Here is a 13,167-nt window from a genome sequence, read left to right as displayed (position 1 = left end):
CAGCCCCTATGCCACTTCGCTTTGTCCGTGATATGCCGCCATCGAAATGCCGGACGGTGCGGGCAAGGGCTTGTTCCGGAATGTGTGGGGTGCCTTTGATGACGATTTCCAAGCCGGTTTTCGACCGTCTGGGACTTGGCCTGTGGATGGGAGCGTTCCTGGTCGTCCTTGCCATGATCCTGTGGTCGCCCGACACGCGTTCGGTGTTGCAGGCCTACAGATACGGCAGTCAGGAATTCCTGGCCGGCCGGCCGCTCTACGATATCCAGTCCGAGATGGGATATCTCTACGCCCCGGCCTTTGCCGCGCTCTATGTTCCCATACTCGAGCTCGGACCGCATCTGGGTGGACTGGCGTGGCATATCATCGGTTTCGCGGTGCTGACCTACGCCGCGATGCGGCAGGTGCGCAGGCTCGGTGGCGGGGAATTGCCATGGCTGCTTTCCTACGGCCTGTTCCTTGCCTTGCCGATGGCGCTGGGGGCGATCCGCAACGGCCAGGCGACGATCCTGCTGACCGGCGCCTGTTGGCTTCTCACCTTGTCGGCGCTCGAAGGGCGGCGTGCAGAAACCTTCTTCTGGGCTTCGGTCGCCATCATCGCCAAGCCGACCGCGATCATCATGCTTTTGCTGGTCGGCGCCCTGCGCCTGCGGCTGATACCGGTGCTGGTGCTGGCGGTGCTGTTCGTGCTCGCCTTGCCCTATGCGTTCGCTCCCGCGAGCTATCTCAACGACCAGTATCGTGTCTTTGGCGGGATGCTGACCTCGATGGCTGTCGACAATACCAGCCACTTTGTTCCCACCGACTTCACGGCGCCCTTCACGACAATCGGCTTGCCCCTCCCGGAATTCGGCGCCACGATCGTGCGCATCGTCATGGCCTTGTTCACGCTTTCATTCGTCATCTGGTTCGATCGCAAGCTCGAACGCGGGACGGCTGGTCTTGTCATCTTCCTGGCGGCGACGTTCTACATGTGCGTCTTCAACCCGCGCGTCGAGCCCAACACCTATGCCATGATCGCCGTGCCGGCCGGTCTCGCTATCGCCTTGTTGTGGCGCGAGGAACGGGGCGGCGTCCTGGCTTCGGTGCTGTCCGTGATGCTGTTCCTGACCGGATTGACGGGCGTCGAACGTCACATCCATGATTTCCTGTACCCCTGGTTCCGGCCGATCGCGGTGACCCTCATTGCCGGTCCCCTGATCTGGTGGTTCTGGGCCAGGGCGCGAGGCAAGGTGAGGGGAGTCAAGGTGATGAATGAAAGGCCTGTCGCAAATGGCTGAGGCGCGGCCCATTCTCGATATCGTCGCGCCGTTCTTGAACGAGGCGCAGTCGGCATCGGCCTTTGCCGCATTGCTCGACAAGCTCGAAGCGGAAGTGTCGCAGCGTTTCGGCATGGAAGTCCACAAGATTCTGGTGGACGACGGCAGCCGAGACGATGGCGCCGAGCGGTTTTCTCAGGCGCTGTCGGGTTCCTGGGAGATCGTCCGGCTCAGCCGCAATTTCGGCAAGGAGGTCGCGGTGCTCGCCGGCCTCGACCAGTCGCGCGGCGACATGGCGCTGGTCATGGACGCCGACCTCCAGCATTCGATGGACATCAGCCTGAAGATGATCGCCGAACTGGTGGAAAATCCGGATATCGACGTCGTCTACGCACAGAACGACCGCCGCGAGGCCAGTTGGCGGCGCAGCCAGCTGGCGAAGCTGTTCTACAGCCTGATCAACAGCAGCCAGCGTTTCGACATTCCAGAAAATGCCGGCGACTTCCGCGTCATGCGTGGCGCCGTGGTGCGCGCACTGACCAGCCTGCGTGACAAAAGGCGCTTCAACAAGGGCCTGTTCGCCTGGGCCGGCTTCCGCCAGAAGGCCATAAGCTATTCGCCGGAAAACCGTGTCACCGGCAAGTCGAAGTGGAGCCGGCTCAACCTGATCGCCTTCTCGCTGGAAGGGTTTACGTCCTTTTCTGTCATCCCGCTGCGCATCATCAGCCTGAGCGGGATGCTGGCGGCGCTGGCGGGGATCCTCTACGGAGCCAAGGTGTTCTTCGAGGTGCTGTTCTACGGCATCGCCGTCCCCGGCTATCCCAGCCTCATGGTCGCCGTCGTCCTGCTCGGCGGCCTCAACCTCACCTTGCTCGGCCTGATCGGTGAATATGTCTGGGTCACGCTTTCGGAAAGCAAGGACCGCCCGGTCTATATCGTGCGCGATGTCGTGCGTGGCGTCTCCGACAGGCCGCCAGGCGCGTCCGGCGCATGACGCGGCGCATTCGCCTGATCGCCGACGACTACGGCCTGGCGCCCGGCGTTTCCGCCGGAATTCTCGACCTGCTCGATCTCGGCCGCCTGACCGGCACCAGTTGCATGACCGGCTTTCCGGAATGGCGTGATGCGGCGGCGCGCATAAAGCCGCTGTGCGGCCGCGCGGCGGTGGGGCTGCACTTGACCCTCACCGACCAGCCAGCCGTCACCGGCCGGTCGAGCCTGGCGCCGGAAGGCCGGCTGCCGCCGCTGCGTTCGCTGGCGCTGCCGGTGCTGCGCGCAAGCATTGACGAGCGCGATGTCCACGCCGAGCTCGACGCGCAGCACAGCCGCTTCGTCGAGGCGCTTGGCCGCCAGCCGGACTTCATCGACGGGCATCAGCACGTGCATTTCCTGCCCGTCGTGCGCACATGGCTGCGGGGGTGTTTTCCCGAAGCCGGCGGCCGGCCGGCGCTGCGTGGCGCTCCGGCGCTGGGCGATGCCGTCGTCGCGCCGAAGGTCGCGGCAATCGCCGCCGTGGCCGCCGGCTTCAACCGGTCGATGGCACGCGCCGGCTTTACCCTTTTCGAGCCGCTCGCCGGCATCTATGACTGGCGGCAGCCCGAACGGTTCGCGCCGGTTCTGCAGGCCGCCCTCGAGGCGCTGCCGGAACGAGGCCTGTTCATGTGCCATCCCGGCCATGTTGACGAGACGCTGCGGGCGCGCGACCCGATGCAAGGCGTGCGCGAGGTGGAATACGCGGTGCTGGCCTCCGACGCGTTCGGTGCGAGCCTCGCACGCGCCGGCGTCGAGATCATGGACGGCAAGGGATGAGCGGCGCCGACCAGCCCCGGCGTTCGACCGGCAGCAAGATCGTGCGCTTTGCCATTGTCGGACTGGCGAACACGGCCATCGACCTTGCCGGCTTTTTTCTGCTGCTCAAGCTGCATGTCCCGCCGCTGCCGGCCAATGTCGTCTCATGGTCGATCGCCGTCATCTTCTCTTTCTTGGCCAACGGCTTCTGGTCGTTCGAGCGCAACCAGGCCATCCGGCTGCATGACGCCTTCCTGCGTTTCGTCTCGCTTGGTGCGTTGATTTCGCTCGGCGTCTCCAGCCTGTCGATCGCACTTTTCGCCGGTATTGCCGGCGTGTGGCCGGCGAAGATCGGCGGTGTCATCGTGGCGGCGGTGCTGAATTTCCTTGCCGCGCGCTGGTCGATCGAAGGCCGGTTGCTGAAATAACGGCTACTGCGCCGGCTCCACACCGACATAGGCGGCTTCCTCGAGCTCGCGCTTCAGGCGTGTTTCCTCATGGGTCTTCGGTGTGACGAAGCGGCCAAGCAGGAGATAGGCGACCGGCGTAAGGAACAGTGTCGAGACGGTGGCCAGCCCCAGTCCGCCGACGATGACCCAGCCGAGCGCCACGCGTGCCTCGGCACCCGCGCCCGCCGCCAGCACCAGCGGCACGCCGCCAAGTATGGTGCAGATCATCGTCATCATCACTGGCCGCAGGCGGATGGTCGAAGCCTGCTCGATCGCCTCGCGCACGCCGAGCCCGCGATCGCGCAGCTGGTTGGCGAACTCGACGATCAGGATGCCGTTCTTCGCCATCACGCCGACCAGCAGCACCAGGCCGATCTGGCTGTAGGCGTTGAGGCTGGTGCCCGACAGCAGCAAGGCGAAGATGGCGCAGGCCAGGCCGAGCGGCACGGTCGCCATGATGATGACGGCGCTGACGAAGCTTTCGAACTGGGCGGCCAGCACCAGGAGGATGATGACCAGCGCAAAGCCGAAGATGGTGACCATGGCGCTGTTGGTTTCGCCCAGCGTGGCGGCTTCGGCCAGCGGCAGGATGCGGCTGCCCGGCGGCAAGAGCGGCGTGGCGATCGCCTCGGCGCGGCCCAGCGCGTCGCCAAGCGCGGAATTGCCCGAGAGGTTGGAGGTGATGGCCACCGATGGCTGCTGCTGTTCGCGCGACAGCGATGGCGGCACGGCGCGTTCGGTCAGCGTGGCTATGGTCGACATCGGCACGAAGCGGCCGTCTCCCGTCTTCAGGAAGACGTTTTCCAGATCGGTCGGATCGTTGATCGGATTGGTGGTCGAGACCAGTTTCACGCCATAGCTGCGGTCGGCGATGTAGACGTCGACGACATCGTTGCCGTCGAGCATGGCCTGCATGGTGTTGGCCAGCCCCGTGATGTCGATGCCGAGGTCTGAGGCGCGCTCGCGGTCGATGGCGACGGCCAGCTGCGGCTGCGTCGGGTCGATCGACAAGCGCGGCGTCTGGAAGCCCGGATCCTTCTGCATCTCGGCGATGATCTTCACCGCCGCGTCGCCGAGCGCCTTGCGGTCGTTGCCGACCAGCGCAAATTGCAGGCCGTTGCCGGCGCCGCGGATGCCGAGGCTGTTGGGCTGCACCGGGAAGATGCGCACGCTCGGCACCTGCCTGGTCAGCTGGCTGATCTCGGCCATGATCTCCTGCTGGCTGCGGCTGCGCTCGTTCCAGGGCGCCAGCGTCATCACCATGAAGCCGGAATTGTAGGAGCCGTTCTGGCCGGCATTCTCGAAGGTCGAGCGGATCTCGCCGGAATCGCGCATCGGCTGGATCAGCTTCTCGATCTTCTGCATCTGCTGCGTCGTGTAATCGAGGCTGACGCCTTGCGGCGCATTGATGCGCAACAGCACGGCCGCGCGGTCCTCGGTCGGCGTCAGTTCCTGGCGGATGGTGCCGAACAGGGTGAAGGCAGTGCCGGCAAACAGCACCGCGACCAGGACCACGATCCAGGGCGCATCGAGGCAAGCGTGCAGGGTGCGCCTGTAGGCGGTATTCAACACGCCGCCGATACGGGCGCCGAAGCCGTGGCCGCCCTCGTGGTGAAGTGAGGCGCCGGTCAGCATGCGCGAGGCGAGCATCGGGCAAAGCGTCAGCGCCACCACGCAGGACAGCAGCACCGACATGGCAAGCACGAAGCCGAATTCGCGGAACAGGCCGCCGGTCTGGCCGGGCAGGAAGGAGATCGGCACGAAGACGGCGACCAGTGTCAGCGTCGTGGCAACGACGGCGAAAAACACTTCCTGCGCGCCGAGCACGGCGGCCGCACGCGGCCCCATGCCTTCGTTGCGCCGTCGCACGATGTTTTCAAGCACAACTATGGCGTCGTCGACGACAAGGCCCGTCGCCAGCACCATGGCGAGCAGCGTCAGGATGTTGACCGAGAAGCCGGCCAGATAGATGGCGGCGATGGTGCCGATCATGGCGACCGGCATCGACAGGCCGGGGATGAGCGTGGCGCGCCAGTCGAGCAGGAAGATGTAGATGACGATCAGCACCATGGTCACCGACAGGCCGAGCGCGATCTCGACCTCGTGGACCGCGCCCTTGACGAAGACGGCGTCGTCGCTGGTGATCTTGATCGCCATGCCCTTGGGCAGGTTTTCCTGCAGCTTGGCGACAGCGGCCTGAACGCCGGTCGAGATGTCCAAAGTGTTCGATTCCGCCTGGCGGATGATGCCGATGCCGATGCCGGTCTTGCCATCGGAACGCAGCGTGGTCTGGCCGACATCGGGGCCGAGCGTGACGGTGGCGATATCGCGGATGCGCGTCGTGCCGCCGATGATGATGTTTTCGAATTCCCCGGGCGCGGTCACGTCCGCCGTGGTGCGGACGATGAGGTCCTGGTTGGTCGTGGTGATCGATCCGGCAGGGGAATCGAAGGCGACCGACGCCAGGGCTGTCCGGAGGTCGGCGACGGTGAAGCCGAGGCTGGCGAGCTTGTTCTGGTCGACGTCGATGCGGAAGATCTTGTCGCGGTCGCCATAGACCTGGACGTCGGCGACGCCGGGCACGGCTGCCAGTTCGTCCTCGATCTGATCCTGCACCACCACGGTCATGTCCTGGACCGACATGTTGTCGGACGTCACAGCAAGCCGCATCACCGCATCGGAATTGGCATCGGCCTTGACGATGCGCGGCGGATCGGCGGTGTCCGGTATCTGGTTGGCGACGCGGCCGACGGCATCGCGCACGTCGGAGGCCGCGACGTTGAGGTCGACGCCGTCGTTGAATTCGATGGTGACGCGGCTCTGGCCGAACGAGGAGGAAGACGAGATCGACTTGACGCCGGAGACGCGGGCGACGGCACCTTCGATCGTGTCGGTGAGCTCGCGGTCGACGGTTTCGGCCGCGGCGCCCTGGAAGGTGGTGGAAACGGTGACCACGGCGCGGTCGACGTCCGGAAGTTCGCGGATCTCGACGCCGTAGAAGGCGGCGAGGCCGGCAACCGCGATGAGGACGTTGAGCACGAAGGCCATGACCGGCCTGCGGATGAACAGCGCGGTGAAGCCGTTATCGCCGGCGGCGTTGACGGGTCCGGTCATGAGCCTTCGGCGGTGTCGGCGGCGCGCTGCTCCTGGCCGGCGATGCGGACCTCGCCGCCCTCGCTGACGCTCTGCGTGCCTTCGGTGACCACCATGTCGCCGCTGTCGATCTCGGCATCGATCAGCACGGTCTCGGTGTTGCGCTGGATGATGCGCACCGGCACGCGCTTGGCCTTGCCGTCCTCGATCTGCCAGACATAGGCGCCGTCCGAGCCCCACAGGATCGCCAGCGGGCTAACGGCCGGGTAGGTCTCGCCAGGGAATTTCATGGTGATGGAGAATGACATTCCGGCGCGCAGCGAATCGGCGGGATTGGCGATCTTGGCCTTGACCAGCAACGTGCGGCTCTTCTCGTCGATGTGGTTGTCGATGGCCGAGACCGTGCCGGTATAGGCGCTGCTCGGATTGGCGATCGGCGTCGCCGTCAGTTGCGCGCCGACCTTGACGGCGGCGGCGAAGCGCTCGGGCACCTGGAAATCAACCAGGATCGAGGAGCGGTCGTCGAGCGTGGCGATGGCCGACTGGTTTGTCACGTAGTTGCCGGCCGAGATCGGCGGGATGCCGACGGTGCCTGATATTGGCGCCAAAATGGAGCGACGCTGCAGCGCAAGCTCGGCGTCCTGCAGCGCCAGCTTGGCGCCCGCCAGAATCACCTCTGCATCAGCGACGGCGACCGGCGTCGCGGCATTGGAAGCGCGCAGCGATTTGACGCGGTCGAGCTTGGACTGCGCATCCTGCAATGCGAGCTTGGCGCGGTTCTGTGCGATGATCTCGGTCTCGGAATCGAGCGTCGCGATCATCTGTCCCTTGTCGATATGGCCGCCGGATTCGACCAGCAATTCTGCAAGGCGGCCGGAACTGTAGGGATTGACGGTCACCGAAGCGTTGGCGCGGCCGGTGCCGATCGCCTGCAGGCGGTCGTTGATGACAGCCGAGGCGGCCGGCGATGCAACGATGGTGGCAATCCGGAGGCCGTTGCGCCCCGCCTGCCGGGAGCCAGCCGCCGCAGTGTCCTGCGCCGAAGGTGTCGCGCCATAAGCCCAGTCGATGCCCCAACGCGCCAGCACTTGAGGAGCGCCGGGGTAGAAGCGCGCCCACACAGCCGCTGCTGCGACCACGACCACAAACGCAAGGACAATCTGTTTCCAGTTCGGCATCGACACTCCAGCGGCAAGAATCGCCTGCCGGTTCCAGACGGAAGCGGATGCAGCGACGATACGGGCTGGCGGCGAAAACCGGCCACGCCACATCCCGGTATCAGCGGTTTATGGCAATTATCACGCAATCGTGCACATTAAATCTCGGTAACGTGAATTCGAGATGCCCGCCTAGAACGGATGCGATTGGCAGGTGACCTTGCTAACGCAGACCTTCCATCTCGCGGATGCGCCGGGCGCCGTCGGCCTCGAGCTGTCTGGTGACGGCGCCGATCAGCGTTTCGGCGACGACGAAGAGCGCGGCCGAGGAATCCCAGGCGGAAGGCACCGCGGTTCGTCCGGCGATGACATGGCGGGCAAACCGGGCGATCGGCGACAACCACTGGTCGGTGAACAGCACGATCTGGACGCCGCGCTGATGCGCCTTTTCGGCGAAGCGGACGAGGCTGTCCTGGTAGCGCCGGATGTCGAAGATCACCAGAACGTCGCGCTTGCCCATGTCGATCAGCCGGTCGCGCCACATGCTCTCCTGGCCGGCTAGGTGAAAGACGTCGGGCTGGATGACGGCAAGGTGGGCGGCCATGTAGCGCGCCAGCGGATCGGTGAAGCGGCCGCCGATGAGGAATGTCTTGCCACGCCGGTCGGCAAGTCGTGCCGCGATGTCCGCCAGCTGCTTGTCGGAGAGGTGGCGAAAGGTCTCGCGCATATTGTCGAGCGTCGCTTCCAGCATCGGCGAGACCGTGCCGCCGCCGGGCGAGGGCGGGTTGAGCGTTCGTATTGCCGGCGACTGCAGCTGCGCCGCCAATTCGTCCTGCAGGCTCGACTGGAACTCCGGATAGTTCTGGAAGCCGAGCCGGGCCACGAAGCGCAGGATCGTCGGCGAGGAGACGCCGGCCGCAGTCGAGAATTCGGCGACCGTCTTCAGGCCGATCATCGGATAGCTGGCGATCAGCGTCTGCGCCGCGCGCCGTTCGCCGGCCGGCATCGTGCCGATGCGGTCGGCTATCAGTTCGGCAATGCTGGAAATCATCTTTTCCCCCACCCCTTGGCCTGGTCCATGAGATCGCATTTGACAAAGCCTGGTAAACTGTATGAAATCATCCATAGGGACGCAATGAGGCAAAATACGTAACATACGATACAGCGCTCCCCGGGGACGACAGACTATGGAGAAAGCACGGCCCGCCAGCCTTGCATCGCCCGATACCGTGAGGGTCACGAACCCGGGCGGATCGAGCCCTTTCGTGCTGACTTGCGACCACGCCTCCAATTTCCTGCCCGCCGAATTCGGCACGCTCGGCCTTGCCGCCGAAGACCTGTCCCGCCACATCGCCTGGGATCCAGGCGCGCTGCCGGTGGCAACGCGCATGGCGCAAGCGCTCGATGCGACGCTGGTCGAAACCCGCATTTCGCGCCTGGTCATCGACTGCAACCGGCCGCTCGACGCGCCGGACCTCGTGCCGCCGGTCAGCGAGACGACATCCATACCGGGCAATGCCGGCCTGTCGGAAAAGCAGCGCGCGGCACGGATCGCCCTGTCATGGCAGCCATTTCACGGCACCATCGAACGCATCGTCGAGGAACGGCTGGCGCGCGGCCAGGAGACCCGGCTGGTGTCCGTGCATTCCTTCACACCGGTCTACAAGGGCCGCGACCGGCCCTGGCATATCGGCATCATCCATGACGAGGATCGCCGGCTGGCGTCGCCACTGATATCGGCGCTCAAGCGGCTTGCCGGCATCACCGTCGGTGTCAACGAGCCCTATTCGCCGGCCGACCGCGTCTATTTCACGCTGGAACGGCATGCACGCTCGCGCGGGTTGCCCTGCGCGATGATCGAAATCCGCAACGATGAAATCTCCGGTGAGACCGGGCAGCGGAAATGGGCGGATCTGCTCACCGGCATATTTTCGAATCTGGAGCCCGAGGAGGCCAGGGGCTCCCGACAACGCGCCATGGGAAAGTCAGTTCAATCGGCCAGCTAAAAACCAAATAGGGGACTAAAATGTCAGCGCAAGACTACACAGAAGTCGACAAGCACGAGGACCTAAAGGTTCTCCACGGGATGGGCTATGCCCAGGAATTGTCGCGAAGCATGAGCCGCTTCTCGAATTTCGCGATATCGTTCTCGATTATTTGCATTCTGTCGGGCGGCATCAATTCCTTCGCCCAGGCCATCTCGTCGATCGGAGGCGCCGGCGCCGGCATCGGCTGGATCGTCGGCTGCGCCGTGTCCGGATTCTTCGCCCTTGCCATGGCGCAGATCGCATCCGCATTTCCGACCGCGGGCGGCCTCTACCACTGGTCGTCGATTCTTGGAAACCGCTTCACCGGCTGGCTTACCGCCTGGCTCAATCTGCTCGGGCTGATCACCGTGCTCGGTGCCATCAATATCGGCACCGCATTCTTCTTCGTTGGTACGTTCGGAAGCTGGTTCGGCATCACCGGCACGCCGGGCGAGATCGTCGGATTTGTTGCCATCATCACGGTCATCCAGGCGCTCTGCAATCATTTCGGCATCAGACTGACTGCCATGCTGACGGATGCCTCCGGCTTCCTGATCCTCGGCGCCACGGCCGTGCTGATCGTGGCCTGCCTCGTGTTTGCTCCGGCGATCGACGTCACGCGGCTGTGGACCTTCACCAACTATTCCGGCGATGCCGGCGGCGGCGTTTTCCCGCAGTCGGATTCCATGACCTATCTGTTCCTGCTCTGCCTGCTGCTGCCGGTCTATACGATCACCGGTTATGATGCTTCGGCGCACACTTCGGAAGAAACCCTGAAGGCGGCGCACTCCGTGCCGCGGGCGATCATCTCGTCGGTGCTGTGGTCGTCGCTGATCGGCTGGGTGATGGTTTGCGCGATCACTCTGGCCATTCCGGACCTGGCGGCAGGTGCCAAGCAGGGCTGGAGCGTGTTCTTCTCGACCATGGACACAATCCTGCCGGTCTGGCTCAAGGAACTGCTCTACCTTGCGATCCTGATCTCGCAGTTTCTGTGCGGCCTTGCGACCGTCACCTCCGCCTCGCGGATGCTGTTTGCATTCTCGCGTGACGGCGGCATGCCCGTCGGATCGGCCGGACTGGCGAAGGTCTCGCCGAAATATCGCACTCCCGTCAACGCGATCTGGACGGCCGCGATTCTCGAGATCGTCTATGTTTTCCTGGCCCAGTTCATCTCGATCGGCGGTACAAACATCTACACCATCGTCGTCAACTCGACGCTGGTCTTCCTGTTCCTGTCCTTCACCATTCCGATTGTGCTCGGCATGATGACTTTCGGAACCGCCAAATGGCCGAATCCCGGACCGTGGAATCTCGGCAGCGGCCTGTTCAAACTATTCTGCCTCCTGTCCGTCATCGGCATGGCGATTATCTTCTACATCGCCGTCCAGCCGCCGAACGACAAGGTACTCTACATTACCGTCGGCTTCCTCGTGCTGACCGCGGTGCTCTGGTACGGCTTCGAGAACCGCCGCTTCCAGGGGCCGCCGATTGGCGACCAGATCGCAGCGCGTCAGGCGGCGATCAAGGCCGCCGAACAGGCGGTCGGCGAGACCGGAAACTGATCCTTTTCTTCATGACCATGGCCGGCATCGTGCCGGCCATGGCTTCGTTACTCCCTCTCAATCGACCAGCGCTGGAGTGCCACAGGAATGGCCGGAAATTTCTCGTTCGATCAGTTGAAGAAAGCGGTCTCCGGCGGTGAGATCGACACGGTGCTGGCCTGCATCGTCGACATGCAGGGGCGGCTCGCGGGAAAGCGGTTCCTGGCGCAGTATTTCGTCGATTCCGCGCATGACGAGACGCATGGCTGCAACTATCTCCTGGCCGCCGACATCGATATGGAGCCGGTGCCGGGCTACAAGGCGGCAAGCTGGTCGAAGGGCTATGGCGATTTCGTCATGAAGCCGGATCTCGCCACGCTGCGGCGCATTCCATGGTTGGAAAAGACGGCGCTGGTGATCTGCGACGTGCTCGATCACCACGACCATGAGGATTTGGCACATTCGCCCCGCGCCATCCTGAAGAAGCAGGTCAAGCGGCTCTCCGAGCGCGGCTATATCGGCTACTTTGCCTCCGAGCTCGAATTCTACCTGTTCAGCGAGACCTACGATTCGGCCCGCAAGAAGCACTGGCAGGGCCTCGACACCGCCTCGCCCTATATAGGCGACTACCAGATCGGCATCACCTCCAAGGAAGAAGGCGTCATGCGCCGGCTTCGCAACGAGATGGAAGCGGCCGGCATTCCGATCGAGAACTCCAAGGGCGAATGGGGTCCCGGCCAGGAAGAGATCAATGTGCGCTATGCCGAGGCGCTCGACATGGCCGACCGCCACGTCATCCTGAAGAACGGCGCCAAGGAGATCGCCGAGTCCGAGGGCAAGGCGATCTCCTTCATGTCCAAGTACAATTACGGGCTCGCCGGCAACTCCAGCCACATCCACAATTCGCTGTGGAGCGCCGACGGCAAGACGCCGCTGTTCTTCGACAAGAAGGCTGACTGGACGCTGTCGACGCTCGGCCAGCAATGGGCGGCGGGGCAGTTGAAATACGCCAAGGAGTTCACCTGGTTCCTGGCGCCCTACATCAATTCCTACAAGCGCTTCCAGGCGGGCACCTTCGCGCCGACCAAGATCATGTGGAGCGAGGACAACCGCACCGCCGGCTTCCGCCTGTGCGGCGAGGGCACCAAGGGCATCCGCATGGAATGCCGCATCGGCGGCGCCGACCTGAACCCCTATCTCGCCTTCGCGGCGCTGATCGCCGCCGGCCTTGCCGGCATCGACGAGAAGCTCGAACTGCAGAAACCTTTCGTCGGCGATGCCTATCAGGCTTCGCGCCTCCCGGAGATTCCGAAGACGCTGCGCGACGCCACCGAGACGCTGGCCAAGTCGAAGATGCTGAAACAGGCGCTCGGCGAGGACGTGCTCGAACATTATGTCCACACCGCCAAGTGGGAGCAGTTGGAATACGACCGCCGGATTACGGATTGGGAACTGCACAGGGGGTTCGAGCGGTACTAAGATGGATTGGAACAAGCGCCATCGCGGCTACGACATGTCGGCGGCGGAATGGGTTGCGCGCGTTCCAAATGAACTTGACGTTGATGCCGTCGGCTTGTGGCAGATAATTCCGGTCGGGCGGCACGAATTCGGTCTCGACGGTGTGGACTTGGAAACGTTCACTAAGGCGGCCCTGAAGGGCCTCCTGGCAAAGGGAGCGATCCCGATTACCGGTCGGGACAAGATCTGGGTGGCGGAACACAAGTATGGGTCAAGACCGGAAGAGATAATCGAGACTGTCGTGAAAATTTGGCTGTCGAAAAATATGCGCGAACCAGACGTTGGAGACGTCTGGTTCGGCACGTCGGTTGTGTTGGAAGAATGAAGTTCAGGAG

Annotated in this window: 11 protein-coding genes; 8 read left to right on the top strand and 3 right to left on the bottom strand. The window is 63.9% G+C overall.

The window, feature by feature from the left end:
• The first annotated feature begins 98 nt into the window (after nucleotides 1–98).
• From CK227_RS09105 to CK227_RS09090, 4 genes are read left to right on the top strand one after another with little or no spacing between them, the layout of a single operon-like run.
• Nucleotides 99–1,280, top strand: a complete 1,182-nt coding sequence (locus CK227_RS09105; RefSeq protein ID WP_095772559.1) for a glycosyltransferase family 87 protein — start codon at nucleotides 99–101, stop codon at nucleotides 1,278–1,280.
• Nucleotides 1,273–2,253: a glycosyltransferase family 2 protein gene (locus CK227_RS09100; RefSeq protein WP_095772560.1), complete on the top strand. Its 981-nt coding sequence runs from the start codon at nucleotides 1,273–1,275 to the stop codon at nucleotides 2,251–2,253. Before CK227_RS09105 ends, CK227_RS09100 begins: the two co-directional genes overlap by 8 nt.
• Nucleotides 2,250–3,068, top strand: coding sequence for a ChbG/HpnK family deacetylase (locus tag CK227_RS09095; RefSeq protein ID WP_095772561.1), 819 nt, complete (start codon nucleotides 2,250–2,252; stop codon nucleotides 3,066–3,068). Before CK227_RS09100 ends, CK227_RS09095 begins: the two co-directional genes overlap by 4 nt.
• Nucleotides 3,065–3,475 (top strand): GtrA family protein, encoded by a 411-nt coding sequence (locus tag CK227_RS09090; RefSeq protein ID WP_095772562.1) that lies wholly within the window; start codon nucleotides 3,065–3,067, stop codon nucleotides 3,473–3,475. The genes CK227_RS09095 and CK227_RS09090 overlap by 4 nt, the downstream gene beginning before the upstream one ends.
• Before the next feature lie 3 nt (nucleotides 3,476–3,478).
• On the opposite strand, the gene CK227_RS09085 is transcribed toward CK227_RS09090, so the two are convergent.
• From CK227_RS09085 to CK227_RS09075, 3 genes are all read right to left on the bottom strand, one after another.
• Nucleotides 3,479–6,610, bottom strand: coding sequence for an efflux RND transporter permease subunit (locus tag CK227_RS09085; protein WP_095772563.1), 3,132 nt, complete (start codon nucleotides 6,608–6,610; stop codon nucleotides 3,479–3,481).
• Entirely contained in the window at nucleotides 6,607–7,767 is a 1,161-nt protein-coding gene (locus tag CK227_RS09080) for an efflux RND transporter periplasmic adaptor subunit (RefSeq protein WP_095772728.1), read from the bottom strand. Before CK227_RS09080 ends, CK227_RS09085 begins: the two co-directional genes overlap by 4 nt.
• 202 nt (nucleotides 7,768–7,969) lie before the next feature.
• Nucleotides 7,970–8,797 (bottom strand): MurR/RpiR family transcriptional regulator, encoded by an 828-nt coding sequence (locus CK227_RS09075; protein WP_095772564.1) that lies wholly within the window; start codon nucleotides 8,795–8,797, stop codon nucleotides 7,970–7,972.
• A gap of 136 nt (nucleotides 8,798–8,933) precedes the next feature.
• Here CK227_RS09075 and CK227_RS09070 point away from each other — a divergent pair, with 136 nt between their 5' ends.
• The 4 genes from CK227_RS09070 (at nucleotide 8,934) to CK227_RS09055 (ending at nucleotide 13,157) form a co-directional block, all read left to right on the top strand.
• Nucleotides 8,934–9,752 (top strand): N-formylglutamate amidohydrolase, encoded by an 819-nt coding sequence (locus CK227_RS09070; protein WP_095772565.1) that lies wholly within the window; start codon nucleotides 8,934–8,936, stop codon nucleotides 9,750–9,752.
• Nucleotides 9,753–9,772: 20 nt separating this feature from the next.
• Nucleotides 9,773–11,335, top strand: a complete 1,563-nt coding sequence (locus CK227_RS09065) for an amino acid permease (RefSeq protein ID WP_095772566.1) — start codon at nucleotides 9,773–9,775, stop codon at nucleotides 11,333–11,335.
• 87 nt (nucleotides 11,336–11,422) lie between these two features.
• Entirely contained in the window at nucleotides 11,423–12,793 is a 1,371-nt protein-coding gene (locus CK227_RS09060; RefSeq protein ID WP_095772567.1) for a glutamine synthetase family protein, read from the top strand.
• 1 nt (nucleotide 12,794) lies between these two features.
• Nucleotides 12,795–13,157, top strand: a complete 363-nt coding sequence (locus CK227_RS09055; protein ID WP_095772568.1) for a hypothetical protein — start codon at nucleotides 12,795–12,797, stop codon at nucleotides 13,155–13,157.
• The last annotated feature ends 10 nt before the right edge of the window (nucleotides 13,158–13,167 follow it).

The sequence above is a fragment of the Mesorhizobium sp. WSM4308 genome (assembly GCF_002294905.1).
In the GTDB taxonomy this organism is placed as follows: Bacteria; Pseudomonadota; Alphaproteobacteria; order Rhizobiales; family Rhizobiaceae; genus Mesorhizobium.
This window is presented reverse-complemented; position numbering and strand designations above follow the sequence as displayed.

What these genes read in the sequence shown, in the direction of transcription:
- CK227_RS09075 (WP_095772564.1), bottom strand. Translation starts at nt 8,797, where the DNA reads ATGATTTCCAGCATTGCCGAACTGATAGCCGACCGCATCGGCACGATG.
- CK227_RS09060 (WP_095772567.1), top strand. Translation starts at nt 11,423, where the DNA reads ATGGCCGGAAATTTCTCGTTCGATCAGTTGAAGAAAGCGGTCTCCGGC.
- CK227_RS09065 (WP_095772566.1), top strand. Translation starts at nt 9,773, where the DNA reads ATGTCAGCGCAAGACTACACAGAAGTCGACAAGCACGAGGACCTAAAG.
- CK227_RS09055 (WP_095772568.1), top strand. Translation starts at nt 12,795, where the DNA reads ATGGATTGGAACAAGCGCCATCGCGGCTACGACATGTCGGCGGCGGAA.
- CK227_RS09090 (WP_095772562.1), top strand. Translation starts at nt 3,065, where the DNA reads ATGAGCGGCGCCGACCAGCCCCGGCGTTCGACCGGCAGCAAGATCGTG.
- CK227_RS09095 (WP_095772561.1), top strand. Translation starts at nt 2,250, where the DNA reads ATGACGCGGCGCATTCGCCTGATCGCCGACGACTACGGCCTGGCGCCC.
- CK227_RS09070 (WP_095772565.1), top strand. Translation starts at nt 8,934, where the DNA reads ATGGAGAAAGCACGGCCCGCCAGCCTTGCATCGCCCGATACCGTGAGG.
- CK227_RS09080 (WP_095772728.1), bottom strand. Translation starts at nt 7,767, where the DNA reads ATGCCGAACTGGAAACAGATTGTCCTTGCGTTTGTGGTCGTGGTCGCA.
- CK227_RS09100 (WP_095772560.1), top strand. Translation starts at nt 1,273, where the DNA reads ATGGCTGAGGCGCGGCCCATTCTCGATATCGTCGCGCCGTTCTTGAAC.
- CK227_RS09105 (WP_095772559.1), top strand. Translation starts at nt 99, where the DNA reads ATGACGATTTCCAAGCCGGTTTTCGACCGTCTGGGACTTGGCCTGTGG.
- CK227_RS09085 (WP_095772563.1), bottom strand. Translation starts at nt 6,610, where the DNA reads ATGACCGGACCCGTCAACGCCGCCGGCGATAACGGCTTCACCGCGCTG.